At 39.3% G+C, this 2939-nt stretch carries 4 protein-coding genes and 1 tRNA gene; 4 read left to right on the forward strand and 1 reads right to left on the reverse strand.

Annotation, left to right across the window (positions count from 1 at the left end; translation table 11 throughout):
- Positions 1-3 precede the first annotated feature (3 nt).
- Positions 4-79 (forward strand) — tRNA-Thr (locus G3KMM_RS01405).
- A gap of 5 nt (positions 80-84) precedes the next feature.
- Here G3KMM_RS01405 and G3KMM_RS01410 read toward each other — a convergent pair.
- Positions 85-1032 (reverse strand): NAD(P)/FAD-dependent oxidoreductase, encoded by a 948-nt coding sequence (locus G3KMM_RS01410; RefSeq protein WP_129604533.1) that lies wholly within the window; start codon positions 1030-1032, stop codon positions 85-87.
- Positions 1033-1086: 54 nt separating this feature from the next.
- Between G3KMM_RS01410 and G3KMM_RS01415 the strand changes: the two genes are divergently transcribed.
- From G3KMM_RS01415 to G3KMM_RS01425, 3 genes are all read left to right on the forward strand, one after another.
- On the forward strand, positions 1087-1764 hold the full coding sequence (locus tag G3KMM_RS01415; protein WP_129604537.1) for a hypothetical protein: 678 nt from the start codon (positions 1087-1089) through the stop codon (positions 1762-1764).
- Positions 1765-1810: 46 nt separating this feature from the next.
- Entirely contained in the window at positions 1811-2386 is a 576-nt protein-coding gene (locus G3KMM_RS01420) for an AAA family ATPase (protein WP_129604540.1), read from the forward strand.
- A gap of 28 nt (positions 2387-2414) precedes the next feature.
- The coding region (locus G3KMM_RS01425; RefSeq protein WP_206660636.1) for a 5'-3' exonuclease at positions 2415-2939 on the forward strand (525 nt) is incomplete at its 3' end.

The following is a 2939-nucleotide window of genomic DNA, read 5'->3' on the forward strand; positions in this document are numbered from 1 at the left end:
GGTGCCATTGTAGCTCAGTTGGTAGAGCAGCTCATTCGTAACGAGCAGGTCGCAGGTTCGATCCCTGTCAATGGCTCCATTTTTTTAGTTTAAAAAATTAATAGCAGAAGTAGCGCTAAGCGCGCCATCGGCGGTAGCGGTAACTAGTTGGCGAGTAGCTTTAGAGCGGCAATCTCCGGCAACATAGAAGCCCGGTAAAGATGTAGCGCAATTATCATCGGTAATTGGGAAGCCAGAAGAGTCTGTAACTAAATTGTGGTTTTGACCTAGGTTCTTTAGAAGATCAGTACTTGGGAAAATGCGACCAATTTCAACAAAGAGACCTTGAATTTTAAGAGTACGAGGGAGTGAGGGGTCTTGTTGAAAATCTTTTGGTAAATCATTTTTAAGATCGACTGCGGTGAGGAAATGGTTGGAAGATTTTAGTGAGTTGATCTCATTGTTGGTAAGAATGGTTACATTTTTGCGAAGTTTTAGCTTGTCAAAGAGAAGTTCTTCAGTACGAAAAAGATCGGAACGGTGTATGAGATAAACTTTTTGACAAAGATCTGCTAAGTAGAGGGCAGAAAGAACGGCGGAATTACCTCCACCAACAACGGCGACAGTTTGATTTTTATAAATTGGGCCATCACAGGTGGCGCAAATGGCGATGCCGCGACCTAGAAGTTGATCTTCTTCTGGGAGATTAAGCTTGCGGCGTGTGGTCCCAGTTGCTAAAATAACTGTTTTGGCATGATATTGTTGATTTTTGGTGTGAATGGAATAAAGAGAATCTGCATAGTCTAGGTCAAGAACGGTTTGGTAGGTGATTTTTTGGTTTAAGGCCTGAAGCTGCTGATACAAATGAGAGGCAAAATCTTGGCCAGATACATTAGGGAGACCAGGGTAGTTTTCTACAAGGGGAGATTGAATGATTTGGCCACCATAAATAGTGGATTCTAGTAGGAGAACAGTTTTATTTGCGCGAAGAGCGTAGAGGGCGGCAGTCATACCAGCGGTACCGGCACCAATAATTGCAATATCATAAATCATATTAATATTATAGCAAGTTCTAATTTAAAATTAGGCATGGTATGATTATAGATAATGGTACAACTTGGAATTAGAAGTGGTAGAGGTGGATTTTCTGAATGGATGAAGAGCTTTTTTGGACAAAGAGAAAAGAATTGGAATATTGAATTAATAAAACGCAACAGAGAAAGGATGGCGAGAATTTTTTTGGTGGCAATTGAGCAATATAATATTGAAGTGTCACAAAAAGAGGTAGTGGATAAAAATGGTGTGTACATCGCTGAACAATTAATTTCCCCAGAAGGTTTTAAATTAGTGGCTGGATATCATACTGACTCGATTAGTGAAGAAAGAGAGGTTGAATCTAATTATGGGGTATATATACAAAATTTAACCACGACAATTTATTCAAACCTGGTAATAGGTTATAACTGGCAAACTGGAGTGATTGTGATTGTGAAGGTGGATGCTGAACTAAATAGTTATTCGGATATATATGTATTTTCTAAACAGAATGTATTTAAGGCTAAGCGTGGGTGGTTTTCAGACGTTTTTCAGATTTATGATAGAAGTGAGAGCTTAATAAAAAATTTATTAACTTTTTTGAGTTTTAAAAACCGTACAACTTTTATGGTGGATGCGGAGATGGATGGTAGTTTAAGAGACGAAAAGGGGGGATCGATTTTGATTTATATGAGGCAGACACAAGAGAGAGCGGATTTTGTGAACTTTTTTCGAAAATTTGCAAAATAGTCAAAAGAGAAGAAATAGAGTAATATAGAGAAAATAAGAGGAAAAGATGATGAATGATGGCAATATAAAAATCATAGCAGTTGTGGGGATGAGTGGATCTGGAAAATCGGTAGTAGTAGATTATTTGACTGAAAAGGGTTTTCCTAAAGTGTATTTTGGGGGAATGATCTATAAAGAGATGAAGCGACGAGGGATCGAAATTACTGCGGATGGAGAAAGCGAAAAGCGGTTCAGGGAGATGATTCGGGAGACCGAAGGTAAAGATTGGGTGGTGAAGCAAGTGATTGAGGAAGCAAAAAACCTAATTAATGCTGGTCAAAAGCGGATTGTACTAGACGGTCTTTATTCATGGACTGAATATAAGATTTTGAAAAAGGAATTTCCTGGTCAATTAACAGTGCTGGCGGTTGTAGTACCAAAGGCCCTGAGACATTTTAGGGTTGGAAAAAGACCAGAGAGGCCATTCAATACAAAAGAAATTCAAGAACGTGATAGGTCTGAGGTGGAGAATTTAGAGAAGGGTGGTCCAATTGCAATGGCAGATTACTATGTGCTTAATGATGAAAGCGTAGCTAAGCTACATGATGATGTAGATGTGATTCTCGATCGAATTGAATTCTAATTAAAAAAAACTAGACTAAGGTGAGACGATGAAGACATTGGTAATTATTGACGGTAAGAGTGTATTTTATAGGGGGTATTTTGCAATGGGGGCGTTGTCAACATCGGACGGTACGCCAACTTCTGGAGTGTATGGTTTTGCAACAATTGCAACAGAGATTGTGAAAAAATTGCAACCAACGAAAGTGGTAGTTGCGTGGGATAAAGCGAAGACCTCAACAGCAAAAAGACTAGCAATTTATCCAGAATATAAGGCTGGAAGAACAAAACCACCTGAAGACTTTTTTGCGCAAATTCCACTATTAAAAGAGTTAGTTCTTGCCTTGGGCTGGGAGTTTCTGGAGGCGGATGAGTATGAGGCAGATGATATTATCGGGACGCTAGCTAGACAGGCGGATGAAGAGGGGGACTATATGACCTATATTGTATCGTCAGACCTCGACATGTTGCACATTGTTGATGAAAACACCAGGATGTATAGACTGATTAAGGGCTTTTCGAATATTGAGGAGATAGATGTTCCCGCAATTGAAGAAAAGTACGGTATTTTAAAG

The organism is Candidatus Nanosyncoccus nanoralicus (assembly GCF_004138405.1).
GTDB classification, from domain to species: domain Bacteria; phylum Patescibacteriota; class Saccharimonadia; order Saccharimonadales; family Saccharimonadaceae; genus Nanosyncoccus; species Nanosyncoccus nanoralicus.

What these genes read in the sequence shown, in the direction of transcription:
- G3KMM_RS01415 (WP_129604537.1), top strand. Translation starts at nt 1,087, where the DNA reads ATGGTACAACTTGGAATTAGAAGTGGTAGAGGTGGATTTTCTGAATGG.
- G3KMM_RS01410 (WP_129604533.1), bottom strand. Translation starts at nt 1,032, where the DNA reads ATGATTTATGATATTGCAATTATTGGTGCCGGTACCGCTGGTATGACT.
- G3KMM_RS01420 (WP_129604540.1), top strand. Translation starts at nt 1,811, where the DNA reads ATGATGAATGATGGCAATATAAAAATCATAGCAGTTGTGGGGATGAGT.